General features: G+C 70.0%; 19 protein-coding genes and 7 pseudogenes. 18 read left to right on the top strand and 8 right to left on the bottom strand.

The features are described 5' to 3' along the window. The first annotated feature begins 274 nt into the window (after nucleotides 1–274). The 5 genes and pseudogenes from F7Q99_RS29490 to F7Q99_RS29475 all read left to right on the top strand — a co-directional run. Nucleotides 275–2,659 carry a phosphoketolase family protein gene (locus F7Q99_RS29490; protein WP_153466973.1) on the top strand — a complete coding sequence of 795 codons (2,385 nt, stop codon included), beginning with the start codon at nucleotides 275–277 and terminating at the stop codon, nucleotides 2,657–2,659. 29 nt (nucleotides 2,660–2,688) lie between these two features. Continuing rightward, nucleotides 2,689–3,513, top strand: coding sequence for a universal stress protein (locus F7Q99_RS29485; RefSeq protein WP_153466972.1), 825 nt, complete (start codon nucleotides 2,689–2,691; stop codon nucleotides 3,511–3,513). Nucleotides 3,514–3,657: 144 nt separating this feature from the next. Next, nucleotides 3,658–3,990: pseudogene (locus tag F7Q99_RS43390) on the top strand (universal stress protein); the annotation flags it as partial. A 128-nt stretch (nucleotides 3,991–4,118) separates the two neighbouring features. Next, complete coding sequence (locus tag F7Q99_RS43385) at nucleotides 4,119–4,262, top strand: universal stress protein (RefSeq protein WP_326847316.1); 144 nt, start codon at nucleotides 4,119–4,121, stop codon at nucleotides 4,260–4,262. A 156-nt stretch (nucleotides 4,263–4,418) separates the two neighbouring features. Then, nucleotides 4,419–4,733, top strand: a pseudogene (locus F7Q99_RS29475) (pyruvate formate lyase family protein); the annotation flags it as partial. Here F7Q99_RS29475 and F7Q99_RS29470 read toward each other — a convergent pair. The 3 genes from F7Q99_RS29470 to F7Q99_RS29460 all read right to left on the bottom strand — a co-directional run bounded on the left by F7Q99_RS29470 (nucleotide 4,658) and on the right by F7Q99_RS29460 (nucleotide 7,016). After that, nucleotides 4,658–4,852, bottom strand: coding sequence for a hypothetical protein (locus F7Q99_RS29470; RefSeq protein ID WP_153466970.1), 195 nt, complete (start codon nucleotides 4,850–4,852; stop codon nucleotides 4,658–4,660). The pseudogene F7Q99_RS29475 and the gene F7Q99_RS29470 sit on opposite strands and share 76 nt — an antisense overlap. Continuing rightward, nucleotides 4,845–5,267 carry a hypothetical protein gene (locus tag F7Q99_RS43790; protein ID WP_407697882.1) on the bottom strand — a complete coding sequence of 141 codons (423 nt, stop codon included), beginning with the start codon at nucleotides 5,265–5,267 and terminating at the stop codon, nucleotides 4,845–4,847. The genes F7Q99_RS29470 and F7Q99_RS43790 overlap by 8 nt, the downstream gene beginning before the upstream one ends. 180 nt (nucleotides 5,268–5,447) lie before the next feature. Then, nucleotides 5,448–7,016, bottom strand: coding sequence for an oleate hydratase (locus F7Q99_RS29460; protein WP_153466969.1), 1,569 nt, complete (start codon nucleotides 7,014–7,016; stop codon nucleotides 5,448–5,450). A 44-nt stretch (nucleotides 7,017–7,060) separates the two neighbouring features. Between F7Q99_RS29460 and F7Q99_RS43785 the strand changes: the two are divergent. The 9 genes and pseudogenes from F7Q99_RS43785 to F7Q99_RS41770 form a co-directional block, all read left to right on the top strand. Continuing rightward, nucleotides 7,061–7,504: pseudogene (locus F7Q99_RS43785) on the top strand (universal stress protein); the annotation flags it as partial. 92 nt (nucleotides 7,505–7,596) lie between these two features. Further along, a complete protein-coding gene (locus tag F7Q99_RS43780) occupies nucleotides 7,597–7,956 on the top strand; it encodes a universal stress protein (protein WP_407697881.1) in 360 nt (119 codons plus the stop codon). After that, on the top strand, nucleotides 7,878–8,309 hold the full coding sequence (locus F7Q99_RS43775; protein ID WP_407697880.1) for a universal stress protein: 432 nt from the start codon (nucleotides 7,878–7,880) through the stop codon (nucleotides 8,307–8,309). Before F7Q99_RS43780 ends, F7Q99_RS43775 begins: the two co-directional genes overlap by 79 nt. A gap of 27 nt (nucleotides 8,310–8,336) precedes the next feature. After that, nucleotides 8,337–8,783: a universal stress protein gene (locus F7Q99_RS29440; protein WP_326847315.1), complete on the top strand. Its 447-nt coding sequence runs from the start codon at nucleotides 8,337–8,339 to the stop codon at nucleotides 8,781–8,783. A 108-nt stretch (nucleotides 8,784–8,891) separates the two neighbouring features. After that, nucleotides 8,892–9,563 carry a CBS domain-containing protein gene (locus F7Q99_RS29435; protein ID WP_153466967.1) on the top strand — a complete coding sequence of 224 codons (672 nt, stop codon included), beginning with the start codon at nucleotides 8,892–8,894 and terminating at the stop codon, nucleotides 9,561–9,563. 741 nt (nucleotides 9,564–10,304) lie between these two features. Next, nucleotides 10,305–11,312 carry an AraC family transcriptional regulator gene (locus F7Q99_RS29430; protein WP_153466966.1) on the top strand — a complete coding sequence of 336 codons (1,008 nt, stop codon included), beginning with the start codon at nucleotides 10,305–10,307 and terminating at the stop codon, nucleotides 11,310–11,312. 283 nt (nucleotides 11,313–11,595) lie between these two features. After that, nucleotides 11,596–11,904: a hypothetical protein gene (locus tag F7Q99_RS29425; protein ID WP_153466965.1), complete on the top strand. Its 309-nt coding sequence runs from the start codon at nucleotides 11,596–11,598 to the stop codon at nucleotides 11,902–11,904. A 258-nt stretch (nucleotides 11,905–12,162) separates the two neighbouring features. Beyond that, complete coding sequence (locus tag F7Q99_RS41775) at nucleotides 12,163–12,384, top strand: hypothetical protein (RefSeq protein WP_230210985.1); 222 nt, start codon at nucleotides 12,163–12,165, stop codon at nucleotides 12,382–12,384. A 12-nt stretch (nucleotides 12,385–12,396) separates the two neighbouring features. Beyond that, a pseudogene (locus F7Q99_RS41770) lies at nucleotides 12,397–12,702 on the top strand (formylglycine-generating enzyme family protein); the annotation flags it as partial. A 426-nt stretch (nucleotides 12,703–13,128) separates the two neighbouring features. Here F7Q99_RS41770 and F7Q99_RS43885 read toward each other — a convergent pair. From F7Q99_RS43885 to F7Q99_RS29400, 4 genes and pseudogenes are all read right to left on the bottom strand, one after another. Further along, nucleotides 13,129–13,367, bottom strand: a pseudogene (locus F7Q99_RS43885) (helix-turn-helix domain-containing protein); the annotation flags it as partial. Between the two features lie 433 nt (nucleotides 13,368–13,800). After that, nucleotides 13,801–14,979, bottom strand: coding sequence for a trypsin-like serine protease (locus F7Q99_RS29410; protein ID WP_153466964.1), 1,179 nt, complete (start codon nucleotides 14,977–14,979; stop codon nucleotides 13,801–13,803). A 69-nt stretch (nucleotides 14,980–15,048) separates the two neighbouring features. Continuing rightward, a complete protein-coding gene (locus F7Q99_RS29405) occupies nucleotides 15,049–15,288 on the bottom strand; it encodes a hypothetical protein (RefSeq protein WP_153466963.1) in 240 nt (79 codons plus the stop codon). 53 nt (nucleotides 15,289–15,341) lie between these two features. Continuing rightward, nucleotides 15,342–15,869: a hypothetical protein gene (locus F7Q99_RS29400; protein ID WP_230210983.1), complete on the bottom strand. Its 528-nt coding sequence runs from the start codon at nucleotides 15,867–15,869 to the stop codon at nucleotides 15,342–15,344. Between the two features lie 402 nt (nucleotides 15,870–16,271). Between F7Q99_RS29400 and F7Q99_RS29395 the strand changes: the two genes are divergently transcribed. Both F7Q99_RS29395 and F7Q99_RS29390 read left to right on the top strand, forming a co-directional pair. Further along, nucleotides 16,272–20,327, top strand: a complete 4,056-nt coding sequence (locus F7Q99_RS29395; protein WP_230211065.1) for a polymorphic toxin-type HINT domain-containing protein — start codon at nucleotides 16,272–16,274, stop codon at nucleotides 20,325–20,327. A 587-nt stretch (nucleotides 20,328–20,914) separates the two neighbouring features. Continuing rightward, a pseudogene (locus F7Q99_RS29390) lies at nucleotides 20,915–21,499 on the top strand (ISAzo13-like element transposase-related protein); the annotation flags it as partial. A gap of 172 nt (nucleotides 21,500–21,671) precedes the next feature. On the opposite strand, the gene F7Q99_RS29385 reads toward F7Q99_RS29390, so the two are convergent. After that, complete coding sequence (locus F7Q99_RS29385; protein ID WP_326846949.1) at nucleotides 21,672–23,048, bottom strand: IS1380 family transposase; 1,377 nt, start codon at nucleotides 23,046–23,048, stop codon at nucleotides 21,672–21,674. Between the two features lie 210 nt (nucleotides 23,049–23,258). Here F7Q99_RS29385 and F7Q99_RS29380 point away from each other — a divergent pair, with 210 nt between their 5' ends. Both F7Q99_RS29380 and F7Q99_RS41755 read left to right on the top strand, forming a co-directional pair. Beyond that, on the top strand, nucleotides 23,259–24,410 hold the full coding sequence (locus F7Q99_RS29380) for an IS30 family transposase (RefSeq protein ID WP_153466961.1): 1,152 nt from the start codon (nucleotides 23,259–23,261) through the stop codon (nucleotides 24,408–24,410). Between the two features lie 18 nt (nucleotides 24,411–24,428). Continuing rightward, nucleotides 24,429–25,203: pseudogene (locus tag F7Q99_RS41755) on the top strand (ISAzo13-like element transposase-related protein); the annotation flags it as partial. Nucleotides 25,204–25,207: the final 4 nt, after the last annotated feature.

The raw sequence follows: 25,207 nt of genomic DNA, 5'->3' as shown, positions 1-25,207 counted from the left end.
CGACGGTCGGCAGGGGGTGCCGCCAGCCTCCGGCAGCGCCGGGGAAGCGCGCGCGGGCCGACAGGCCCCGCTCCGGGGTCGTTGGTCCCCGGCTTTCTGGCCCGTCGGGCCCCGCGGCGGCGCACGGGAGGTTCGGCTGGGCCGCAGGTCCCTTTCCCACCCGCTGGACTATGACCCGGTCGGCCCTGTGTTGGAGCGGGTACGCGGCGTGACGATGGGTGCGGTCCGCGTCGGCGGCCAGCGAAGTCGACCGAACTCCGAGGAGACCGCAGCCATGACCGTGACCGCCGCATCAACGCCCGGAGAGCCGACCGAGGCCGAGCTGCGGGCGCTCGACGCCCACTGGCGGGCCGCCAACTACCTGGCGGCCGGTCAGATCTATCTCATGGCCAACCCGCTGCTGCGGGAACCGCTGCGTCCCGAGCACATCAAGCCCCGCCTGCTCGGCCACTGGGGGACCTCGCCGGGACTGAACCTCATCTATACCCACCTCAACCGGATGATCTCCCGGCACGACCTGGACGCCGTCTGCGTCTGGGGCCCGGGACACGGCGGGCCGGCGGTGCTGGCCGGCTCCTGGCTGGAGGGCAGCTACAGCGACACCTACCCGTCCGTCACCCGCGACGAGGAGGGCATGGCGAAGCTGTTCCGGCAGTTCTCTTTCCCCGGCGGAGTCCCCAGCCACGTCGCGCCCGAGACGCCCGGCTCCATCCACGAGGGCGGCGAGCTGGGCTACGCGCTCTCGCACGCCTACGGCGCCGCCTTCGACAACCCCCACCTGCTGGTCGCCTGCGTGATCGGCGACGGTGAGGCGGAGACCGGGCCGCTGGCCGCCTCCTGGCACAGCGACAAGTTCCTCGACCCGGTGCACGACGGCGCGGTCCTGCCGGTCCTGCACCTGAACGGCTACAAGATCGCCAACCCGACAGTGCTTTCCCGCCTGCCCGAGGACGAACTGGACGCCTTGCTGCGCGGTTACGGCCACGATCCGCTGTACGTCACCGGCGACGACCCGATGGCCGTGCACCGCGCGATGGCCGCCGCCATGGACACCGCCCTCGACCGGATCGCCGCCGTTCAGCGCGCCGCCCGCGAGGACGGAGCCACCGAGCGTCCGGCCTGGCCGGTGATCGTGCTGCGTACCCCCAAGGGCTGGACCGGCCCGCACGAGGTGGACGGCGTGCCGGTGGAGGGCACTTGGCGCGCCCACCAGGTGCCGCTCGACCAGGTCCGCGACAACCCCGCCCACCTCGCACAGCTGGAGGAATGGCTGCGCTCCTACCGCCCCGAGGAGCTCTTCGACGAGCAGGGCCAGCCCACCGACCAGGTCCTCGAGTGTGTTCCCGAGGGACGCCGTAGGCTCGGGGCGAACCCGCACGCCAACGGCGGCCTACTACTGCGCGAGCTGCCCCTGCCCGAGCTGGAGCGCTACGCCGCCCCGGTCGACAAGCCCGGCGCCACCCTGCACGAACCCACCCGGATCCTCGGCGACCTGCTCGAACAGGTGATGGACGATACCGCCGAACGCCGCGACTTCCGGATCGTCGGCCCGGACGAGACCGCCTCCAACCGGCTCCAGGCCGTCTACGGCGTCACCGGCAAGGCCTGGCAGGCCGCCACCCTGCCGGTCGACGAGCATCTGGCCCGCGATGGCCGGGTGCTGGAGATCCTCTCCGAACACACCTGCCAGGGCTGGCTGGAGGGCTACCTCCTCACCGGCCGGCACGGTCTCTTCTCCTGCTACGAGGCCTTCGTCCACATCGTCGACTCGATGGTCAACCAGCACATCAAGTGGCTGCGCACCACCCGGCGGATCCCCTGGCGAGCCCCCATCGCCTCGCTCAACTACCTACTCACCTCGCACGTCTGGCGCCAGGATCACAACGGCTTCTCCCACCAGGACCCGGGCTTCGTCGACCACGTCCTCAACAAGAGCCCCGAAGCTGTCCGGGTCTACTTCCCACCGGACACCAACACCCTGCTGGCCACCGCCGACCACGTACTGCGCAGCCGGGACTACGTGAACGTGGTGGTCGCCGGCAAGCAGCCCTGCTTCGACTGGCTCACCCTGGACGAGGCCCGCGGGCACTGCGCCCGGGGCGCCGGGATCTGGGAGTGGGCGGGTACGGACGAAGGCGACCGCGAGCCCGACGTGGTGCTGGCCTGCGCCGGAGACGTCCCCACCCAGGAGGTGGTCGCGGCGGCTGAGCTGCTGCGCCGTCACCTGCCCGACCTGGCGGTGCGGGTGGTGAACGTGGTGGACCTGGCCCGACTGATGCCCGCCGAGGAGCACCCGCACGGCATGCCCGACGCCGAGTTCGACGCCCGCTTCACCCGCGACAAGCCGGTGATCTTTGCCTACCACGGCTACCCGTGGCTGATCCACCGCCTCGCCTACCGCCGCGCCGTCCACCCGCAGCTGCACGTGCGCGGCTACAAGGAGTCCGGCACCACGACCACCCCCTTCGACATGGTCGTCCGCAACGACCTGGACCGCTACCGCCTCGTCATGGACGTCATCGACCGGGTGCCCGGCCTCGCGGTGCGCGCCGCCGCCATCCGGCAGGCGATGGCCGACCAGCGCAGCCGGCACCACGACTGGATCCGCGAGCACGGCACCGACCTGCCCGAGATCGCCGACTGGCAGCCGGGCAGCTGACCCGGGCCGGGGCGCCCCACGAGAGGGAGATGAGCACCATGGACCTGACTGTCACCGTAGGCGTCGACGGCTCCGAGGCCAGCCTGGCCGCCGCCGACTGGGCCGCACGTGAGGCGCTGCTGCGTGACCGACCGCTGCGCGTACTGCACGCTCTGCCCCTGATGCCGCACCTGCTCCCCAGCTGGAGCCGCCAGACTCGTCCCAGCGGTGACCTGCTGCACGAGGTCCGGCACGTCCTCGCGGTGCGCCACCCGCAGGTGCCGGTCCGCACCGACGAGGTCCACGACGCCGTCACCTCGGCGCTGGTCGCCGCTGGAGAGGACGCCGAACTGCTGGTCCTCGGGGCGCGTGGCAGCGGCGGCTTCCCGGAGCTGCGGGTCGGCTCCACTGCCCTGCACATCGCCGCGCGGGCCGGCTGTCCTACGGTGCTGCTTCCGGTGGACGGCCCGGGCGCGCATCCGCGTGAGCAGGTGGTGGTGGGGCTGGACGCCCGCCGCCCGGCCGAGGAGGCGCTCCAGTTCGCTTTCCTGGCTGCACGAAGCCATGGCCTGCCGCTGCTTGTGGTGCATGCCGACGAAGGTTCGGAAGCTGGAGGAGCGGAGCGGGGCCGGAACGGCGGGGGCACGCTGCTCTCTCGAGTCCTGGAGCCCTGGCAGCTGACCTATCCCGATGTCGAGGTGGTCGCGGACACCGAGTGTGCCTCGCCGGGCCGGGTGCTGGTGGAGTCGTCTGCCAAGGCCCGGCTGCTGGTGCTCGGCCGCCGCCCGGGTGATCGGGTCGCCTGGCTCGGCCCGGTGGCCCACGCGGTCCTGCACCACGCCGACTGCCCGGTGGCGGTCGTGCCCGAGGCATGAGCTCAGCCCCTGACCGGGACCTTTGGGACCGGCCAGGGGCTGCTCGGCCTCTGTGGCAGGCCTTCACCAGCCGTGAGCCTGTCCATCAGACACGGGGTTCGCGCACATCGGTGCCGCGACCGGAGAGCGGAGGAGGACGTGATCATGTCTCACGCGGTTGTGGTGGGAGTCGACGGATCGGCGCAGAGCGCGGCGGCGGCCGAGTGGGCGGCCTACCAGGCGCATCGGAGCGGTCGGGCCCTGCGGCTGATCCACGTCGGCGCGCGGCCGGAGTTCTCGGTGGAGGCCGCGGACCCGGTGGAGCTGCTGCCCCGGCCGGTGCTCGCGTTGCGGGATCAGATCGTGGAGGTGCTGCCGGGCCTCACGGTCTCCTGCGAGCACGTGCCCGGCAGTCCGGCCGAGGCACTGGTCGCCGCCGGAGACGGCGGAGGCCTGCTGGTGCTCGGCTCGCGCGGGATCGGCGGCCTCGCCGGGCTGCTGCTCGGGTCGGTCGCGTTGCGCGCGGCGGCGCACGCCGCCTGCCCGGTGGTCCTGGTCGGGGCCGGTACGGACGGCCAGGGCGACGTGCACGGTGACGTCGTGGTCGGGGTGGACAGCAGTCACTGGTGGAGGCCTCGCGCAGCGCTTCGCTGGTGGTGGTGGGCCGGCGGATCCCGGCGGGCCGGCTGGCTGTTCCCGGGCTGGGCGCCGTGGCCCACGCGGTGGTGCACCACTCACACGCCCCGGTCGCGGTGGTGCCGCACGACTGACCGACAATGCCACGCCGGCCGTGGCAGGACCGGCACTTGGTCCTGCCACGGCCGCTGGCGTGCTCGGCCCCGGGCGTTCTTGGGTGTCGCAGCCTGCGGTGAGGGACCTTCGGCCCGCAGGCATACCCCATCGGCCGCCTCCCCGTGCGGCACTCCCCGGCCTACGGCAACAACGACGACCGGGCCGACGAGATCGCCGTCCGACTGGTCGAGGACTTCATGGCGAAGGTGCGCAGGCACCCCACCTACCGGGGCGCCGAGCACACCCAGTCCGTCCTGACCATCACCTCCAACGTCGTCTACGGCAAGAAGACCGGCAACACCCCGGACGGCCGCCGGGCCGGCGAGCCCTTCTCCCCGGGCGCCAACCCGATGAACGGACGCGACGCCCACGGCTACGTCGCCAGCTCGATGTCCGTCGCCAAGCTGCCGTACGAGCAGGCCGAGGACGGCATCTCGCTCACCAACACGGCGAGGCGGCCAAGTGCGTCGAGTTCATCCGCGCCTCCGGCGGCGGCGCCACCGGCGGCGGTGGCGAGCCTCCGCTCCAGCCGGTCTTCACCGGCGAGCTGCTGCACCGCTTCAAGCACGCAGGACGCCGCCACCGGCGGCGACGCGCATCCCGACGCCGCCGACGAAGGCGAGGCCTATGCCGAGCAGGCCGAGCATGAACAGCCAGTCGGCCCAGGCCTGGCCGGCCCACTGGTGGAAGGTGGACTGGAGCGGGCCAGCCGAGACGTGGCTGAGGAAGCCCTTCGTCGGGGAGCTGCCGTTGAGCCAGGATCCGGCCTCTCTGGTGGCGTAGCCGAGGCCGAACGTCTTGTCGAGGAAGGCCCAGAGGAAGACGAAGCCGACAGTGATCCTGGCGCCCGCGATTGCGAGCCGTGCCCCGGTGGTCAGGGCGATGGCGTTCGGTGTCTCTTGGGCGTGCCGGGCCGCGACCGGTCGCCGGTGCGTGGCGAGACGGTGGGTGAACCGGGGGAGGTGCGGGTGGTGGACGGCCATGGAGAGCTCTCCTTGTCGATTTCGCGGTGGATCGGTCGTTTTGCGGCGCTGGGACAGGACCGTCGGCCGGCCTTTGAGGCACCGGGCTCCGAGGTGCAGGGCTCCGAGGCGCCGGGCCGGGTCGTGCGGGTGGAGCGGGGAGGCGGGCGGTGCCCGCCTCCCCGGGGCGAGCCGGTCGGGCTACTTCCGGTGCATGGTGTGCAGTGCCTGGGCCAGGACGTGCGGGTCGTGGTGGCCCTTGTAGACGGCCGGGGGCTGCCGGTCGAGGTCGAGCAGTTGCGCGACGGCGGTCCAGGCGGTGCGCACGGAGTACTCGACGGTGAAGACGACGTCGTCTGGGACCTCGGCGTACTGGCCGATGAAGGCGAGGTTGGTGGAGCCCTTCGGCACCACCTGCGGCCGGTCGCCGTGGCCGCGCGCCAGGAACTGGCTGGTGATGTACGGCATCAGGCAGGGGATGACGGTCGAGGTCCCGGCGATCTTCTCGGCGGTGTCGGGGTCCAGGGCCAGGTGCTGGAGGACCTCCTGGAGGATCTCCGCGCCGCTGCACTCCCGCATCGGCTTCTTGACGAAGGTGCCGGGCTTGTCGGGGAAGAGGCCGTAGCCCCACCACACGGAGACGCCTTCGGGCTGCTGCTGGTAGACCGGCTGACGGTTGACGACGACGGTGAGCAGCCACGGGGAGTCGGTGAGGGTGAGCAGGCCGCCGCGGCCGGTCGGCCGGCCGGTGAACTTCTCCATCCAGTCGAGGAAGGCCGGGTCCTTGGCGGTGACGGTGAAGGACTCCCAGGTGGACTCGCCCGCGTGGAGGTCGAAGACGGCGGGGTTGCCGAAGTCCTCGCGGCCGCGCGCGATCCGGTGCCACAACAGGAAGGAGTCGGGGCTGAGGGAGGTGTCCGGGTCCTCCGGCGGGGCGGTGTGGGAGCCGAGGACGGAGTCGGCGGTCATCGAGCCGTTGGTGACGAACACGAGGTCGTCGTCGTTGACCGGGATGTCGTCCTGCGCGCCGGTGAAGTGGATGCGTTCGACGCTCGTGCCGGGCCCGTGCCGGAAGGCCAGGTCCGCGACCCGGTGGCCGGTGTGGAGGTGGACGCCCTGCTCCAGGAGCCAGGCGGTGAGCGGGCGGACGATCGAGTCGTACTGGTTGTAGCGGGTCCGGTAGATCCCGGACATCGTCTCGAACTCCGGGAAGAGGTGGACGAACCGCTTGAGGTAGCGCCGGAATTCGATGGCGCTGTGCCAGGGTTCGAACGCGAAGGTGGTGCACCACATGTACCAGAAGTCGGTGGTGAAGAACCCCTCGTCGAAGCAGTCCGTGATGCGCTTGCCGTCCAGCAGCCGCTCGGGCGTGGCCAGGCACTTGACCAGTTCGAGCCGGTGGCGTTCGGAGAAGCCCATGGCGTGTCCGTCGCAGATCTCGCCGCCTGCGCGCACCAGTCGGGCGGGGTCGTCCCAAGGGGACTCCTCGTGTGAGTCGAGGATGTCCTGGGTGGCCGACTTCGACGGGTCGTCCAGCGAGGGGATGCCGGACAGCAGGTCGTACGTGCAGCGGAACTGTGCCTCGAACATCCGGCCGCCGCGCATCGTGTACCCCGTTTCAGGCGTGCCGCCCGCGTCCAGGCTGCCGCCGACGTCGTCCTGGCCCTCGTAGAGGTGGATGTCGCCGCCGGCGAAACCCGCGTCCCGGATGAGGAACGCTGCTGCGGACAGGGCGGCTATGCCGCCGCCGACCAGGTGGGCCTTGGGCATCGGATGTCTCCTCAACTGTCGTGCGCCGAACCGTCATCGGCTGGATGACCAGCGATCCCGGCGGTTGGTGCCGGGCGATCGAGTCCATCGATCGGGGGTGTGGACGACAGCTTGCTGCCGGGCCGGCTGGTGGGTCGTTGGGCCGTTGGTCACCGGTGGCGGAACGACGGTCCCGGTGGCATCCCGGGTGCGCGGGACCGGCGGACCGGGACCTTCGGGCCGTCGTGCCCGTGCCCGGGCCCTTGGTCGTCGGCGTCGGCCGCTCCGCGGCCGGCCGCGGAGCCGTGAGCTGGGCGGCGGACGAGGCCGCCCGCACCGGCCGGGCACTGCGGCTGGTCCACGTCCTGGCGTGGCCGCGGACCGATCCGGACGAGGACACCCCGCGCCTGCTGGACGATCACGTCCGGGGCGGGGGCGACATCGTCCTGGCACAGGCACGCAAGCTCGTCGAGGAGCGGCACCCCAGCCTGGAGACCGGGACCCGTGTGGTCGACGGGCCGCGGGCGCGCGGGCTGCCGAGCAGGCCGCGGACGCCTCGCTCCTGGTCGTCGGAGCCAAGCGCAGGCCGGTTGTCGAGCAGGTGCTCACGCTCCCGCCGATCGGCATCCCGCTCAGCTCCCACGCCCCCTGCCCGGTGGCGGTCGTCCGCGAGGCGGCAGACACCGCCGCGAATGCCCCCAGGCCGCTGGTCGACGTCGGAGTGGACGGATCGCCGGGCTCCCTGGTGGCTCTGGAACTCGCCTTCGCGCAGGCCGGGGCACACGGGGCCGTGCTGCGCGTGGTCCAGGTCTGCCGGTCTCGGCCGGGGTGGACCTCCGCCGCACGCGCGGAGGCTGCAGGCTGGGATGAGGCCGAACTGCCGTGTGTAACACGCGAGTTGCGCAAGAGCGCGACCCGCGAGTCGAGGTCGAACACGAGGTGGTCTTCGGACGCCCCGTGAGAGCACTGCTGGGCGAGGCCGCTCGGGCCCGGTGTCTCGTCGTCGGCTCGCGGGGCCTCGGCGGCTTCCGGGGTCTGCTCCTCGGGTCGGTGAGCCATGCCCTGGTCGAGCACGCGAAGTGTCCGCTGATCGTCGTCCCCCGCGCAAGGGGCCCGCTGAGGGCATGGCGCGGATCCCGGCCTCGGCCGCTCACGCGGTCCGGGCGGGACCGGCAGGCCCGAGACCGCACCGAACGGCATTGCCTTCGGCAAGGAACTCGCATCCCTGTGCCGGGCAAGGGCCGGGCTGAAGGTCCCGGCCTTCGGGACCCGTTCGGTCCTTCGCAACTTCGCCGGCAGTGCCGATGGTTGTGACCAACGAGAACACGAAGGAGAAGGCACGTGAGCGAGCAGACCGGACCGGAGCAGCGGATCGTGGTGGGTGTAGACGGATCGCCGGCGTCGGTTGACGCACTCCGGTGGGCCGTCGGCCAGGCCCGCATGCAGGGTGCCGTGGTGGAGGCCCTGATCGCGTGGCAGCACCCGGTGGCCACCGGGTGGACGGTGCCGATCGAGGCCTACGAGGACCTTCCGGGCCTCGCGCGGAAGGTCCTCGACGACAGCGTCAGGGAGGTGACCGGTTCCGGCGCTCCGGTCGGGATCAGGACCCGGGTGCAGGAGGGCGGCGCCGCGGCGTGCCTGCTGGAGGCGGCCCACGGCGCAGAACTCCTGGTCGTCGGCAGCAGGGGCCACGAAGGCTTCGCCGGAGCCCTGCTCGGCTCGGTCGGCCAGCACTGCGTCCAGCACGCGCCCTGCCCGGTCATCGTGGTTCGCCACCGGAACGACTGACCCGGCCGGCGCACCGGCCCGCCGGCCCACACCCGCACACCCAGCGACCCGCACACCCAGCACCCACACGCGCGGCCGTGCCGCCGATCGAAGAGGAGCGAACCGACCATGCGACACCGGATCGTGGGAGAACTGATGACGTCGGCCGTCGTGCACGTACGGCCTGACACCGGGTTCAAGGAGATCGCCCGGCTGCTCGCCGAGCACGACATCACCGCCGTGCCTGTCCTCGATCAGGAGGACCGGCCGCTCGGCCTGGTCTCCGAGGCCGACCTGCTGCTCAACGAGGCCGCCCAGGAAGACCCCGCCGGACTGCTCCTCACCCCGGACCTACCGCCCCGCGAGCGCGCCCGCAGCCGGGCCACCACCGCCGTGGGCCTGATGACCGCCCCGGCCGTGTGCGCGCGCCCGGAATGGACGGTCGTCGAAGCGGCCCGCCTGATGCAGAGCGAGCGCGCCAAGCGCCTGCCCGTCGTCGACGAGGCCGGCCGCCTGGTGGGCATCGTCAGCCGCAGCGACCTGCTCCGCGTGTTCCTCCGGCACGACACGGCGATCCGCGAGGAGATCCGGGCCGAGGTCCTGCGCCGCGTCCTCGGCATCGACCCGGACGCGCTCGACGTCCAGGTCCACAACGGCCGTGTCACCCTCACCGGCACGCTCGACCACCATGGCCAGGCGCCGGTGGTCGAGCGCCTGTGCCGAAGCGTGGACGGCGTCGTCGACGTCACCAGCCACCTCAGCCACCGCACGGAGGCCGCCGCCCTGCACCGGGTCGGCTGACCCACCGCCGGAGTCCCCTGGGCCGCCATCGACGACTTCGACGGCGGCCGACCGGTATCGTTCGCATCCCCGGAGGTGGATCTCCTTCCTGAGCCGCCCTCCGGACAGCACCGGTCGGTCGCGGCGGAAGGACGGGCGTGATGGGGCACCCGGACGCGGAGCACTCCGGTGATGCCATCTCCCCGGCACCCAGTTGCGCACTGCCGCGGTGACGGGGACCTCCACCGGTGTCCCCGCACGCTCGCGGGTGGTGAACGTCCAGGCAGAGGCGTCGAAGGCCTCCCAGGTCGGGGCTGCGGTCTCGAAGGTGGCGTCGCCGCCGTCGACCTGGCCACCACACCAACGGTGTCCGTCAAAGCGGAGCAAGCTCACTTCATCGGTGCAGCCATGGCAGAGGCTCCCTTCTCACGGCCAATCAGGCCATATCCGGCAACCTTCCGCACCCCGGGGGAACCTCACTTGCCGAGCCGGCCTACAGACATGGCCAGCAGGAACGGGCCGTCGCGGTCACGAGCCCGCGATCAGCGCCTCTTGCGAGAACCCGCCCCCTGCCCGTCTCTCCGAGCGGACCCACAACAGGTCACTTGATCGGGGCCCCCTGTGGGCCGCCGTCACGGGGCCGGTTCCGTTGGCACTCCGGTTTCCTTCGGGTGCGTACTTGGCGTGGACATTGCTGTAGATGATGATGTCGTCGGGGAACCTCGCCGGTTCGGCGGGGGAGTGCTTGCTGGAGGGGTGGAGATGGCGGTTGATGTCCCGGGGGCTCCGTGGGACGAGGGTTTGCCGGCGAAGGAGCGTTTCGAGTACTGGCGGGACGTGCTGGGCAAAACGCGGGATTGCGATGCGACGAGTGCGCACGCGGACAGCTTCGACGCGGAGTTGCGGTGGTCGGAACTGGGTCCCGTGGCGATGTTCTGGACATCGTTCCGGTCCGTCCGCTTCGTCCGCAACGAGCGAATGGTGCGGCGCGCGGACAGTCCGGAGCTGTATCACCTGACCCTGCTGACCTCCGGTGCCCAGGCACTACGGCGCGGGGAGGACCAGCGAGACAAGATCGGCCCCGGGGAGCTGTCGCTGGTGGACAACACGACCCCGTACGACGTGAGGGTCTTCGGCGCCGGTCCGGAGGACGCCCACGCGGCCGGGTTGGGCATCGACATCCCCCAGCCGTTGCTGCCGGTGCCTGGCTGCCTGGTGCGCGACCTGCTCGGCCGTGGATTGTCGGCGAACGTGGGCTCGGGCGCAGTACTGGCGCACTTCCTGATCGGGCTGGAGCGTCAGGCCCACACCCTGCAGCCGGCCGAGGCGGCCCGCCTCGGGACGGTCGTGGTCGACCTGGTGGCGGCCTGGATCGCAAGGGAACTCGACGCCCTCCCCGCCCTGCCGCAGGAAACCCGGCGGCGGGCCCTGATGGAGAGCGTCCGCAGGTTCATCCGCCACAACCTCCACGACCCGGATCTGACCCCGGCCACGGTCGCCGCCGCCCACCACATCTCCCTCAGCTACCTGCACCGTGTCTTCACCCAGGAGTCGCAGGGCGAGACTGTCGCCGCCTGGATCCGCAGCCAGCGGCTGAAGAAAGCCCACCACGACCTGGCCGATCCTGCGCTGCGCGCCGTGCCGATCCACATCGTCGCCGCCCAGTGGGGCATCCCCCGGGCCGACGACTTCAGCCGAGCCTTCCGGGCCGCGTACGGGATCTCGCCCAGCGAGCACCGGCACCAGGCGTTCGCGCTGACAGCCGAGTAGATGCACAACCAAGGAACTGTCGACCCAGTGCCAATCTATTCACGCGACTTCGGAACTATCGTGGTATCACGTGAGGGCGCGGAAGAGATCGGGTCCATGAGCCTATTCTCGGATGCCCTTTCCGGTCAGAGAGGTCGATGGAAAGCTGGGTGAGCAGCAGAGCCGTGTGGCGCACAACTCCAAGGTCATTGCCATTGGCACTGTTGGAATCCTATAGCAAGGTGACAATCAAACAGGGGGAGTAACCATGCTGTTTTCTGGAATAGCTCGCAAGGGTGCCGCCGTGGCACTGACTGGCGCATCACTGGTGGGCGTCAGCCTTGCCCTGGCGGGCCCTGCTTCGGCGGATTCGCCGTCGATCTCGTGCACGACGGCGCAGAACGGACGCACGATGAACTTCAGCTGCGACGTGAACTCGACCGCCACGTACTACCTGCGCGTGGACTGCAAGGGGGCCATTCCCTGGATCGGTGACTTCACCAAGGTGTGGACCGGCACGCTGGATGGTCCCCAGCACTACACCTACTCCATCACCTGCCCGTACACCTACGGTCCCAGCAATGCGGGTTGGGGCCTTGGGCTCGGCGCCTGACAATGCCTAGTACAGCGTCAGGCAATCCTTCGCCCTGTCGCGCAGAAATTGCCTGACGCTGTACTAGCATCGATCTTTCGTGACGGCCCGTCGGTTCATTCGGCGGGCCGTTTCGGCTGCTCGGGCTGGTGATGGGCACGCCTGCGGTCCGGCTGTCGCGTCGGGTGGGCGCCAGGCTTCGGACGTCATGGAGGATCGCGGCGACCGCGACGTGCTCGGCGTGCGCCGAGGGCCCGAGCTGCGGGCAGCACCGGACGCTTGCTCGCCTGGGTGCCGGTGGCGGGCGGGACGTGCCTGTTCGGCGACCGCCGGAAACCGGTGAAGGTGGCCGACCTCGAGTGGACGGCCGCACCGCTGACGCCCTTCCAGCTCGGGCTCGGGCCGGATCACCGGCCACTGGTCGCAGTGGCCCATGCGCAGGCGGCCCGGATCGCGGCCGACCTGGGCGGACGGCTGCCGCTGTCGAAGGAGTGGGAGTAGGCGGCCTCCGGGGCCGAGCGCCGTCCGTACCCGTGGGGCGGCGAGGACCCGGACCAAACGCGGGCGAACCTGCGTGGCACACGCGGACGGCTCACCCCCGTGAACTCCCACCCCGACGGGCGAACCCCGGACGGTCTGTGGGACATGGCGGGCAACTGCTGGGAGTGGACGTCGTCGGCCACGATCGGCGACGGCTTCGCGATCCGGGGCGGCTCCTACAACTCGCTCCCGCTGTACGCCAGATGCACGTTCTTGAACGCCGCCCCCGCCGAGCTCATCTCGCCCGGCATCGGCTTCCGGGTGGTGAGAGCGGCGTGATCGGCGACCTCGTGATCGCGGGCTGCTCGCACCACAAGGCACCGGAATCCCGGCCGCTGCCCGCCCTGGAGCGTGGCCATCCGCCCTGGGTACCCCGCAGCGCGACCGGGATCCGGTGGGCCGAGATTGACGACGCCGAGGCCGACGACGTCATTGGTATTCGGAGAGCATCGTGTCCTCAGGATGGATGTCCCAGGCTCGGCCAGGGCAGCTCACTGGTGGTTCAGAATCAGCTCATCGTGGACCGGGGCTGCGGTCATTCGTCGATGCGTTGAAGGATGTGCGTGAAGTCGCCGGACTCCACCAGGCCGACAAGGACCTGGGGTCATATTGCTGATGCCGGCGTCGCGGACGATGAGGCCGTCCGAGCACGAGAAGTAGGCGCCGCCGAGGGCTTCCCCGGTCGCCGCTCACCGCTTCATGAGGCTCCTTCCACGCGGCGACGGACTGCTCGTCGCGCTCGGCGACCCGCCGCGCGGGAACCTGCGGGCTGAAGCCGAGCCGGTGCATCAGCTCGTGGCACCCGAGACGCTGTAGAACACCTGGAACTTCCGACCGATCAGCGTGGCCACCCTCGCCGCGGTCCACACCCGGTCCTCCATCCAGCCGTGCGCGGCCGGCCCCTGCTCCAGGTACGCGGCGAGCTTCTCCAGGCAGCGCGGGCTGCGGCTCAGGTCCATGCAGTCGGCGAGGAATTCGGCGCTCACCGAGGTGGCCTCGACCATGTCGAACTCGCTGTCGCGGGCGACGAAATAGAGCCGGTTGCGGTTATCCTTGCGCCCGTGGCAGGGGAGGTGGAGCAGGAGGACGTCGCCGCGTTCGGCCTCCTGGAAGAACCGCTGGATTGCCCGCCGCCAGGTGTGGGCCGGCTCGTTGTGCAGCACCCTGGTGGCCGGGATCTGTGAGGTGGAGGCGTCACGTGACGGCTACAGGTCGGGTTCGGAGCCGTTCGAGCCGGTGGCGTCCTTCACCGGAGCAACCCGGGCGTCACCCTCATCAGCTGGTCCCAGCAGGTGACCGGCGCGTAACTGAGGCCCACGACAAGCGGAGCGGCGTCCAACCTGGGACTGTCGGACGCCGCTCGGTGGTGACTTACAGTCAGATCGTCCAGACCTGGTCCGCGTACTCCGGGATGCAGTCGAACTGGGTCAGCTTCTGGCCGGCTGCCGCCTCCGGCGACCAGCCGATCATGCACTTGTTGCTCTTGACGTTGCGCAGCTGGTAGCCGCCGCCGTTCACCGGCTCCAGCTTCCACACCTGGTCGGCGTACTGCGGGTCGCAGAAGATCTGGACCACCTCGGCGCCGTTGTTCGGCGTCTGCCACGGCACGTAGGCGCACTTGTTGGACTTGACGTTGCGCAGCGAGTAGCCGCCGTCGACCTTCTGGAGGTCCCAGATCTGGTCGACGTACTGGCGGTCGCAGCCGACCTGGACCAGGTTGGCCATGTCCTGCGGCGTCTGCCACGGCACGTAGGCGCACAGGCCGCTGTAGTTGTTCTTCAGCGAGGCCGTGTGCAGCCGGGTGTCGAACACCCAGCTCGCCAGGTCGTCCACCCGGGTCTCCACCGCGCCGGTCCGGGTCTCCGCGCCGGAACCGAGGCAACCACCCTGCCAGGACAGGCTGTTGACGCCCGCCAGCTCCACGGCGCCGCCCGCCGTGGCGCGCAGCGCCGGACCGCCGGTGTCACCCTTGCAGATCGCGTCCTTGCCGGCCGTCTTGCCGGTGACGGCGACGGTGGTGGCGGTCGAGGACTGCACGGTGAACGAGGCGCTGTGCAGCGTGTTCGGCACCCACTCGTCCTTGGTGCGGCCGTAGCCGGCCACGGTGAGGGTCTCACCGGCGGTCGGCGCGGCGCCCACCTTGACGGTGGGGATGCCCTGGGCCGGCTGGGCGAGCTTCACCAGCACCAGGTCGCGGTCGGCACGAGGCACCAGCTGGGTCACCTCGGACGTGAACCCGGCGTTGGTCGTCAGGTCGGTGCGTCCAACCGTCGCGACCGTCTTCAGCTTCGGCGCACCGGCCTGCAGCGCCTGCGGCTGCGCCGGGTCGTCGGCGAAACAGCTGCTCGCCGTCAGCACCCAGTACGGGTCCACCAGCGAACCGGTGCACGAGCGCTGGCCGCCGATGTCCAGCTTGGTGGTGAACGCGTACGTGCCGTTCGGCACGCTGTCACCGACGGCGGCGCCGGCCGGGACGGAGGCGAAGGTGGTGAGTGCGCCAGCGGCGAGAACGGCAGTCAGGCTGCCCGTCCGTGCCGGCCGCGAGGTGAATAGCATTGGTTAGTTTCTTCCTGGAACGCGTGAGAGTTGGCGCCCCGGCCCCGGGGGCAGGGCGCATTGACTGGGTCAGCTGGTGGTGGTGGCGGTGATGGCCTTGGCGTTGGTGGCGCCGCCGGCGACCTCGCCCCAGGGGGTCCACCTGCCGGCGTTGTAGTCGGCGTCGCGGTTGTAGATGGACGCGTACGCACCGTCGCCGGCTATCTCGCCGGTCGTGGCGCTGGCCGGCGAGACCGTGAGTGCACCGGCCGCTATTGCGGGGGTGAGGAGTACCGCCTTCCACGATGAGCGTGGAGTGGTGCCAGGCAAGAGTTCAGTCCTTGGGAGAATGAGAGAGACGATACTTAGAGGTTCGTAGGGGATCAGCCAGTGACGCGCAGTTCGACGAGGACGGAGCGCTTTCCGCCGGGCAGGCTTTCACCGACGGGCGCGGTTGAGTTCGGGCTGACGTCGACCTTCTTCTCCTCGCCGCCCGCGACGAGCCTGGCGCTGACGGCGCGTTCCTCGGTCCAGATGCCGTAGACGTCCGGCAGTTCCATGGCGAGGTAGCCGCTCGTGCCGGAGACGGTGAAGCAGTAGCCGCGCTTGTCGAGTCGGGACTCGATGAAGATCTCGTTCGACGCCTGGCAGTCGGTCGGCACGCTGTTGTCCGGGCCCTCCTTGAGGCGGATGTGCCCGTCGCCCTGCTTCAGTGAGATCTTCCGTTCTTTGAGGATGCGGTCGGCCCCGGGGTACTGGAAGTCCTCGACGGCGGAGGGCATGGCAATGTCCGCCGAGTCCGCACCGGGGGCGGCCTGCGCGGCCGTGAGGGATGTGAGTCCGATGCCTGCTGCGGTCAGGGCGCCGACGGCGCAGGCCAGGACTGCCGTCCGGGAGCGGGATATCAGCATGGTTGGGATCCTTCTTCTTGATGCTACGTCACTATGGTTTGCTGGGTGACTACATGATTATTACTCACGATTAGGCGTGCGTAAGATAGCAGCATTAACTCGCCCGCGAACCAATCGCCGGCTCGTGCAGTATCAGGTTGTGGCATGCGGTGACATGGGCATTTGCCGCGACCGGATCCCACCTCGCGAGTGTCCCCCGCGCCTCCGGGTGCGGTGCCGGGGCGCCAGGTGGATCCAGGACGCGTGCTGACGCATGCCCCAGGAGAGGAATGTCTTGTGAAACACCCCTCGCGCTCCTCGGGAGCGCCGGGAGGCGCCGGGAGGAAGCGGCCCCCGGGAAGCCGGATAGCGGGGTTGCGTCGTGCATGCGCGGTCCTGCTGCCGGTGGCCCTCGCCACCAGCATGCTCAGTGCAACACCCGCGTTCGCAGCCTCCTCTGACCATGACTCAGACCTAGCCGGACTGACTGACCGCGGCTATGTCGTTGGCCTCTGGACTACCGGTGGTCCCGGTGTGAAGGCGGCTGCCGAGGCCGCGCTGACTGGCTCGGACGAGGACGTCAAGCGCTTCCTCGAGGTCGAGAGGGACGACGCCGAGTACCACGACGACCGGGTGTCGGCGTTCCAGATGTTCAGCCTCGGCGGGCCCGGGGTGCGCGAGGCCGCCACCAAGGCGCTGAAGGGTTCCACGGACGACCTGCGCGCCTTCCTCAGGGACGGCTGGCGGACCCCGCTGGAGCAGGACCGGCGGGTCGAGGCCTTCCAGCTCGTCGCCACCGGCGGCGTGAGCGTCAGGGAGCAGGCCACCGCCGCGCTCAAGGGCACGCCCGAGGACGTGAAGAAGTTCCTCGAGCAGGGCCAGTACGACGCCCTCGAGGTCGACAACCGCGCACGAACGATGCAGCTCCTCGGCTCCGGCGGCCCGGCCATGAAGGAAGCCGCCAAGGTCGCTCTGCGCGGCACGCCCTCCGACATCGCCGAGTTCCTGAACATCGGCCAGTTCGTCGCCCGCGCCCGGGACCAGGAACGCGCCACGATCTCCCAGCTGGCCGACCAGGCCGAACAGGCCGGCGCCCAGGCGCAGGCCGCCAAGGACGCCGCCAAGGCCGCGTCCGCGCGCGCAGTCGACGCGTCACAGCAGGCCAAGGAATCCGCGGAGACCGCGGCGAAGGAGACCGAGGCAGCCGGCCAGGACCTGACCCGCGCCACGGAAGCCGCCACGCGCGCGGCCGATGCGGCCCAGGGCGCGGCGACCGCCGCCCAGCAGGCGGTCGCCGCCGCCGGTGCCGCCAACCAGGCCTCCCGCATCGCCTCCAGCGCCGCGGCGCAGGCCGCCAGCGCGGCCAGTGGCGCAGCCCTCGCGGCGGGCAACGCCCGCAAGGCCGCCGCCGCCGCCTCCTCGGACGCGGGCAAGGCCGCCGAGGCCCGCCAGCGAGCCGAAGAAGCACGCAACGCCGCGAACGACGCCCAGCGGGCTGCGGACGCCGCGAACAATGCCGGCACCGCCTCCCAAGCGGCGGGCGAGGCCTCGGCTGCGGCCAAGAGCGCCAGCGGTAACGCGAACGCGGCCGCCGGTTCGGCGGAGAAGGCCGGCCGTCTGGCGAGCGCCGCCGGTGCCGGCTCCAACCGTGCGCAGGCCGCGGCCGAACAGGCCCGCCGCCAGGCGAACGAGGCCAACCGGGCCGCGGAGGCGTCCGCGACGCTGGCCGGCCAGTCCGCCCAGGCCGCCTTCCAGGCCCGCGACGCCGCCCACACGGCGGCCACGCACGCCCAGAACGCGGCGACGGCCGCGGACCAGGCCGCCGAGCACGCAGGCCAGTCCGCCGTCTCGGCGGCCGAGTCCGCCCGGCAGGCCGGCGAAGCACGCACGGCTGCGGCGGCGGCGAGCGAGGCGGTGAAGACCGCCAGCGGCGTCTACGAACTCGCCCGCAAGACCGAGGCCGAGGACCTGACCGCCCGCACCGCCGCTGCCGTCGAGACCGCCCGGGACACGAAGAGGGCCGACGACGAGGCCATCGGTGGAATCGGCACCCTCCTCGCCAACTGGCGGGCCCAGGACCAGGAAGCCGCCGCCCTGGCCGCCGAGGCCGCTCGTCCCGGCGCGGACCCGAAAGCACTCGCCGCCAGGGGCCGCAAGGCCGCACTCCAGGCCATGAAGACCGGCGGCCCCTGGAGCCAGGAAGCCGCCACGGTCGCCCTGGCCGGCACCGACGACGCCGTCCTGAACTGGGTGCGCACCGGCCGGCACAAGGCCGAACTGGACGACATGCGCCAGAACGTGCAGGAGATCGCCCAGGACAGCCCCGACGAAGCCGTCCGCACCGCCGCCACCGCCGCGCTCAAGGGCGACGCCCAGCAGATCGAGGCCTTCTACACCACCGGCCAGCACGAGGCCGCGGTCACCGACAACCGCGTCCGCGCCTATCAGCTGATCGCCACCGGCGGCACCAGCGTCAAGGAAGCCGGCGAGAAGGCCCTGCGGGACGGCTCGCCCAAGGCCGTCGCCGCCTTCCTGATGACCGGCCAGTACACGGCCCGCCAGATCGACGAACGCGTCCAGGCCACCCAACTGCTCGCCAGCGGCGGCCCGGAGGTCCAGGCCGCAGCCAAGTTCGCACTCGCCGGCACGCCCGATCTCGTCAGCTCCTTCCTCAAGACCGGCCAGTACATGGCCGACCGCAAGGACCAACTCGCCACCGCCCACGCCGCGCAGATGCGCCGCCTGATCGCCGAGGCCTCCCAGACCGCGGCCAAGGCCCAGCAGGACGCCTGGGAGGCCACCGAGGCCGCGGCCGTCGCCGCCGGCGCCTCCGGCGACGCCGACAACGCCCGCAACCAGGCCCGCGCCTCCGCCGACCAGGCGGCCGGATTCGCCGCTGACGCCGGCAAGTCCGCCCAGGACGCCGAAGCCTCCGCCACCCGCGCCGCCCAGTCCGCCACCACCGCCCGCACAGCCTCCCAGGCCGCCGCCCACGACGCCGGCAAGGCCACCGCCTCCGCCAACCGCGCACGCGCCTCCGCCGCCCAGGCCCGCCGGTCCGCCAACACGGCCCGCGACGCCGCGAACCAGGCCTACACCTCCGCCGTCGCGGCGGGACAGGACGCCGGAGCTGCCCAGCAGGCCGCCGACGAAGCCTGGAGCATCACCGCGGAGAAGCAGATCCAGGAACGCCAGGCCGAACTGAACGCCGAGGATCCGGGCATCCAGGCCGACACCAAGAAACTCGAGGAAGAATTCACGAAGGAGCTGGAAGCACAGATCCGGGCAGAAATCTGGAGGGCCGAGTACGAGCGCGAGCGCAGCGGTCAGCCAATCTGCAATGCGGTCACGATTGCCGATGCCTGGAAATGCACGCTACCCGGACCGAACGGGACACCTCCACTCGTCGGCGGCGTACCAGGACTTCTCGCCCAGTGGGGATCCCAATTTCAGGATTTCCAAGACGAGGCCCTGCTCGTCAAGAAGGTCGTCAAGGCCATCCTCGGTGTTGACAGCGCCGAAGAATGCATCAATCAGAAGAGCGTCAGCGCCTGCGCAGAAGTCGCCATCACCTTCTTCCCGGCCGGAAAAGCGGCAAAACTCGCAAAACTAGCAAAGGAAGCCAAGGACGTTGAGGATGTGGTCAAGGCACGGCGGCTAGCCCGGGCGGCTGAGGCGGCTGAGGCATGCGAGCGGTCTCACAGCTTCCCGGCTGGTACTCCCGTTCTGATGGCCGACGGAGAAGCCATGCCGATCGAGCGGGTCCGTGCCGGCGATCAGGTGCGGGCAACCGACCCCGAGTCCGGCGAGACCAGCTCCCGCCGCGTCGACGCCACCATTTACACTCCCGACGACCGAGACTTCACCGGCCTCACCATCAAGTCGGCGGACGGCACTACCGCCACCATCACCTCCACCGACCACCACCCGTACTGGGCCGAGAACCGGCACGCCTGGCGAAACGCCTCCGACCTCACAACCGGTGACACCGTGCACACGGCCGCCGGCCAGCCCGCGCTGGTCACCGCCACCCAGCACTGGAAGACCCTCCAGCCCGCATACGACCTCACCGTCAACACCGTCCACACGTATTATGTACTCGCCGGGAACATGCCGGTGCTCGTCCATAACTCCAATGGCTGTGGCGTCATAGTAGATCCTGGAAAGTGGGACTATTTCTTCGGTCGAGTAACCTCGGGCACTCACAACGCACCGAGATCCGCACAGAATTTGGCGCAGCTGACACGCATCGGCATACATGACAATCCCGAAGGCCGCCAGATAATGATGGACTTCTTCAATAGCCAGTTTGCCTCCGGCGGCAACATATTGAAGGAATGGACCGATCAATACGGAAAGTATGAGGTCAGGGACGGCCTCCTGGCTGGACCGGGTGGATTCCTGCATGTAGAGTCAACCTGGCAAATTACCGAGAATGGACCTCGCCTTACCACCATCATTCCTCGAGGAGGCCGGTGATGTCATATCAGAGTTTCGTCGTTCCCTCTGATTCTGCGATCCTCGACGCCCTGGGTGTGGAGCCGACCGTGTCGGAAGTTGGCGATTCCAGTCGGGTTATCACTCTTCGGTCAGGCGATGACGATAGGATCGTTTTTTCCTACGACATCCCAGGGAGGTCAATTCGGATTCAATGGTTCCGAGGGGCGGCAATGCTGGTTGATCTATTCCGAGAGGGTGCCGTTCTTCTCCGACTTGAATCGGAAAATGGCAGCCCGACAATCAGGGTCTCCTTCGATGTGAATTCAATGGCCGGTGAAATATTTATTCGGATATGGCCGGAGGTTGCAATTGGTGACCAACTCTTGATGCGGTGATACATTCACTCGCTTTCTAGCCTCGATCTTTCGTGACGGTCCGTCGGCTCATCCGGCGGGCCGTTTCGGCTTTCCTGGCCGGTGGCGGGCATGCCTGCGACCCCTGAGGGGTGTCAAAACTCCGATCAGGCCGATGAACTGGGGGTTTCCTGCGGGTTGCGAGGCGGCCAGGGAGCTGACGATTAATAACTTATTGTTCTGGCCAGGTGGTTGGGGCCATAGGATCCCGGTGTGACGGAGGAGACTGAGGCTGTGCTCGGGGAGGCGCTGGCCGCGCTGCTGCCGCATCTGGATGAGCGGCAGCGGCGTCTGGCGCTCGGGGCGGCGGCTCAGGTGTTGGGCTGCGGCTCAGGTGTTGGGCTGCGGCGGTATTCGTCGAGTCGCTCGCGTCGCGCGGGTGGCGGAGTCGACGGTGACGCGCGGTGCGCGGGAACTGGCCGCGGGCGGTGAGCCGGCTGACCGGGTCCGGGCCGTGGGCGGTGGCCGCAAGCGGCTGCGCGAGAGTGATCCGGGACTGGTGGCGGCCCTGCTGGCGAGGTGCTCGGCCACTGCGCGGTCGCCGGGCGGGAGTGGCACCGGGCCGGACAGCCGGTACGGGTCCGCGCCCACGACTATCCCGAGAAGGACGCCCGAAAGGCTGTCCCCTACGGGATCTACGACCTGAACGCCGATGCCGGGTGGGTATCGGTCGGCTGCGATGGGGACACTGCCGCCTTCGCGGTCGCGACCCTGCGCCGCTGGTGGGAGGCGGAGGGTCGGGCACGCTACCCGGGCGCGACCCGCCTGCTGATCACCGCCGACGCGGGCGGCTCTAACCTCGATCTTGCATGACGGCTCGTCAGCCTGGCTGGCGGGCCGTTTCTGCTTGGCTGGGCTGGGTGTTCTGCCGACGGGTATGGCGAGGGCCCGGCTGTCGCGTCGGGTGGGCGCCGGGTTCCACGGCTCCGGAAAGTGGCGGGTGCTCGTCGGGACGGGGTGTTGTCGCTGGTCAGCCGGGGTTCGGCAGGGCTTGCAGGCGTGCGAAGGCGTCTGTGATCAGGTCGGTCCAGGGCCAGTGGCGGGCGAGGCGGAGGTGCCAGCGGCGGCCGGTGGTGACCAGCTGGGCGGCGGCGGAGAACAGCCGCAGCCGCAGGCGCTTGGGCTCCCACCGGCGAGCGGACCCGGTCAGGGCGAGCATCGGCATCCAGGCCAGTAGGTCGAGCGCGATCTGGACGATCTCCAGCCAGACCTGGTTCTGGGCGGCGTCGTGCAGGGGCAGGTTGCGCAGTCCGGTGTCACGGGCGGCGCGGATGCGGTCCTCGGCGCGGGCCCGCTGGCGGTGCCGCAGTTCCAGGTGCGCGATCGGGGCGTGGGCGGTGTTGGTGGCGAAGCAGGTCAGCCGCATTCCGTCGGCGTCGGTGAAGCGCAACTGGGCTCCGGGGTGCGGCCGTTCCTTGCGGACGATCAGCCGCATCCCCTTCGGCCAGCCCTTGAGCACGTCACCGGCGAGCTCCGCGACCCAGGCGCCGTCACGGACCTCGCCGTCCGGCTCGACGGCCGCCGTCCAGGTCGAGGCCGGGACCAGGAGCACGGCCTGGTGGATCGCATCGGTGATAGTCATCCCGACCGAGTAGGACAGCCATCGGCCGCGTGTGGTGAGCCAGTTGAGGAACTTGTGGGTGCCCCCGCCGGAGTCCGTCCGGATCAGCGTTCGGCGTCCGCGCCGGTGCTTCCTCGGCAACTGGGCCAGCGCCAGACGGGCCGCTTCGATGTGGTCGGCGGCGGTGTTGCTGCCCGCGTTGCCCGGTCTCAGCAGGCCGGCGACCGGTTCCCCGGAACCATCGCGTCCGTGGTCGACGAACGCGAACAGCGGGTGGTGGCCGAAGGTCTTCTTCCAGGTCTTGGCGGCGTGCTCTTTCTCGGAGTGCGCCAGGACCAGGACCCCGTCGATGTCCACGATCACCTCGCCGCCCGCGTCCGGGGCAGCGTTGCCGGCCAACCGCCAGACCTGCTCGCGGACTTCGGCCCTGGCCCGGCGGATCGCCGCGAGCGCTCGCGGTCCGGCCATGGCCAGGGTGTCGACCAGGCGGGAGACGGTCGGGTCGGAGGCCACCGGGCCGAACAGGGCGGGCTCGGCCCGCAGCATCGCGATATCGGCCAGGCAGTCCCCGCCCAGGGCCACGGCGAGCGCGACGTCCAGAAGGATCTTGCCGGGATCATGAACCGCCCGCTGCTTGCGCCACGGCGTCAGCGCCGCCGACAGCGCCGCGTCCAGCCCCGCCTTGCGGGCGGTCTCGACCAGCAGCACGGCGCCGGACTGCGAGACCACCCCGCGACCATCGCCCTCGACGCGGACACTCGGATACAACCCGCTACGCTTCTTCACCTGAGGAGTGCAGCTTTCTTGATGACGATCATGACCCTAGACAAGTCCAATCGTCCCAGGTCAGCGGCACTCCTCGTTCTTTTGATCACGCCTCGGACAGCGCTGCTCGTGAAAGCGCGAGGCTAACGGCTACCGGGTGCGGGCCTGGAAGAAGGAGCTGGTGCAGTCAACCCGTCAGCGCAACATCCCAGATGACGGAGGATGTGACGCATGGCGAGGTTGGGGCGTCCGGGCATGTCGGACACACAGAAGCGAGAGTTGTGGGACCGCTGGAAGGCCGGAGAGTCGATCAGCGAGATCTCGCGGGCATTGGGCAGGCCACCAGGCTCGATCTTCACGATCATCAAGTCCAACGGCGGATACGTGCCACCGGTCCGGCAGCGGAGATCGGGCCAACTGACGCTTCCCGAGCGGGAGTCGATCTCGCGCGGTCTTGCTCGGGGCGACTCGATCCGCTCGATGGCCCGTGCCCTGGGTCGGGCCGCCTCGACCGTCAGCCGGGAGATCGCTCGCAACAAGGGGCCCGCCCGCTACCGGGCCGTTGATGCCGAGGACCGCGCCTGGGACCGCGCCCGCCGCCGCCAGCCGTGCCTGCTCGCGACGAACGCGCAGCTTCGGGACTTCGTGGCTGAGAAGCTTGCCGAGGACTGGTCACCGGGGCAGATCTCCGGTCATCTGGCCAAGGTCCACGCTGCCGGATCGGGGATGCGAGTGAGCCACGAGACGATCTACAAGTCCCTGTTCATCCAGGCCCGCGGCGTGCTCGCCAAGGAGCTCCAGAAACACCTGAGGTCCGGCCGTCCGACGCGCCGCAATATCCACAACACCGTTACGGGGCAATGGCGTTCGCAGATCAAGGACGCAGTCTCGATCAGCGAGCGGCCTGCCGAAGCGGATGATCGCGCGCTTCCGGGCCACTGGGAAGGAGACCTTCTCCTCGGCCGCGGGCTGACCCAGATCGCCACGGTCGTCGAACGCTCCACCCGCTTCACCGTCCTCGTCCAGCTCGACGGGCGGGACATGGCCACCGTCACCGCGAGGCTGTCCGCCAAGATGCTGGAGCTGCCCGCAGACCTCAGGAAGTCTCTCACCTGGGACCGAGGCATGGAGCTGGCCGGCCACAAGGACGTCACCGCCGCGACCGGCCTGAGCGTGTACTTCGCCGACCCGCGAAGCCCATGGCAGCGCGGTACGAACGAGAACACCAACCGCCTGCTGCGTCAGTACATGCCCAAGGGCACGAGCATGGAACACCTGACCCAGGACGACCTCGACAAGATCGCATTGAAGCTGAACACACGCCCCCGGAAGACCCTCGACTTCGACACGCCAGCCGATAGGCTGGAGCCCCTGTTGCGCTGACGGGTTGACTGCACCTCGGCTTTTTTCGCCCACGCCACCGGCCTGGCAGTGACGGTCTGTCACTTTCCTCCCGGCACTTCGAAGTGGAACAAGATAGAGCACCGGCTGTTCTCACGGATCTCAACCAACTGGCGAGGCCGCCCGCTGACCAGCCACGAGGTCGTCGTCGGCGTGCATCGGCGCGACCACCACCACTGGCCTGACCGTCCACGCAGAACTCGATCCCGGCAGCTACCCCACTGGCATCACCGTGCCCGACCGGGTCATGGACCGGCTCCCCCTGGACGTCCACACCTGGCACGGCACCTGGAACTACACCCTGCGTCGCGAGCCGCTCGCCCCCGAACCCCCGGCAGCCTCACCGGAGTTCGGCCGCTTCCCCGTCGGTGACAATGCCCCGGCCTGGCTGCACCACCCCAGCCTGACCGGCATGGATCAACCCGACTGGCAAGACCTCCTGGAGCACTACCGCCACTACCTCGCCGAGAACCCTCCCATCATGATCCCGGGCAAGAAGACCGGGCCGGGCACCGGCAGTCGCTACCTGTCCGCCTCCGACCGGCTGCTGGTCGCCGTCCTCAAGAAACGCTGGAGAATGCCCCAACCGCCCCTCGCGGCACTCCTCGGCACCTCTCAAGCACTGATCGGCGACGCCGTCCGCGAAGCCACCCGCGTCCTCCAGGCCCTCGACCACACCATCCCCATCGGCGCCATCACCGTGACCACAGCCGACCAACTCGCCGCGATCGCGGGCCATGTCCAGAGCTCGGAGAGGCGCACAGAGACCAAGTAGTAAA

Origin of the sequence: Streptomyces kaniharaensis, assembly GCF_009569385.1 — a bacterium.
Classification (GTDB): domain Bacteria; phylum Actinomycetota; class Actinomycetes; order Streptomycetales; family Streptomycetaceae; genus Kitasatospora; species Kitasatospora kaniharaensis.
This window is presented reverse-complemented; position numbering and strand designations above follow the sequence as displayed.

Coding starts and splice junctions, on each gene's coding strand:
- F7Q99_RS29490 (WP_153466973.1), top strand. CDS start 275: ATGACCGTGACCGCCGCATCAACGCCCGGAGAGCCGACCGAGGCCGAG.
- F7Q99_RS29485 (WP_153466972.1), top strand. CDS start 2,689: ATGAGCACCATGGACCTGACTGTCACCGTAGGCGTCGACGGCTCCGAG.
- F7Q99_RS43790 (WP_407697882.1), bottom strand. CDS start 5,267: ATGGCCGTCCACCACCCGCACCTCCCCCGGTTCACCCACCGTCTCGCC.
- F7Q99_RS29460 (WP_153466969.1), bottom strand. CDS start 7,016: ATGCCCAAGGCCCACCTGGTCGGCGGCGGCATAGCCGCCCTGTCCGCA.
- F7Q99_RS29435 (WP_153466967.1), top strand. CDS start 8,892: ATGCGACACCGGATCGTGGGAGAACTGATGACGTCGGCCGTCGTGCAC.
- F7Q99_RS29430 (WP_153466966.1), top strand. CDS start 10,305: ATGGCGGTTGATGTCCCGGGGGCTCCGTGGGACGAGGGTTTGCCGGCG.
- F7Q99_RS29410 (WP_153466964.1), bottom strand. CDS start 14,979: ATGCTATTCACCTCGCGGCCGGCACGGACGGGCAGCCTGACTGCCGTT.
- F7Q99_RS29400 (WP_230210983.1), bottom strand. CDS start 15,869: ATGCTGATATCCCGCTCCCGGACGGCAGTCCTGGCCTGCGCCGTCGGC.
- F7Q99_RS29395 (WP_230211065.1), top strand. CDS start 16,272: ATGCTCAGTGCAACACCCGCGTTCGCAGCCTCCTCTGACCATGACTCA.
- F7Q99_RS29380 (WP_153466961.1), top strand. CDS start 23,259: ATGGCGAGGTTGGGGCGTCCGGGCATGTCGGACACACAGAAGCGAGAG.